Source organism: Pseudomonas sp. SIMBA_068, from assembly GCF_046534705.1.
Classification (GTDB): Bacteria; Pseudomonadota; Gammaproteobacteria; order Pseudomonadales; family Pseudomonadaceae; genus Aquipseudomonas; species Aquipseudomonas putida.
In genome coordinates this window covers 1-352 of the sequence record NZ_JAWRYI010000156.1, presented here as the reverse complement: position 1 = coordinate 352, position 352 = coordinate 1, and the positions used below count along the sequence as shown (strand labels likewise).

1 protein-coding gene is annotated in these 352 nt (G+C 63.4%); it reads right to left on the bottom strand.

Going from position 1 to position 352, the window contains the following annotated elements:
• On the bottom strand, nucleotides 1-352 hold a 352-nt coding region (locus SB756_RS28625; RefSeq protein ID WP_410912884.1), incomplete at both ends, for an OprD family outer membrane porin.

Genomic DNA, 352 nt, shown 5'->3' with positions numbered 1-352 from the left:
GATCGGCAGCGCGGCGGCAAGGGAATGAGGGCTAAGACGCGTTTCCATCCCGTAGGGCGGCGGGTGCTTTCAAACGTGGCACCGGAACCGCGCACATAGCGGGTCATGAAGGTCAGGCCAGGTACGCCGTATTCGGCGAAGTTCAGGTCGTAGCGAGCCTGCCAGGACTTCTCGTCTTCGGCGTTGAAGTCGGAGCGGGCAACGGAGTTGGCCAGGAAGATGGTGCCGCCACCGTCGACGCCGTAGGCGTAGTCGCCGTCGCCGCTGACTTTCTGGTAAGCCAGGGTGAAGGTGTGGGCGCCAATGTTGTAGGCGGCCGAGAGGCTGGCTGCGATGTTGTCCAGTTCGTTGC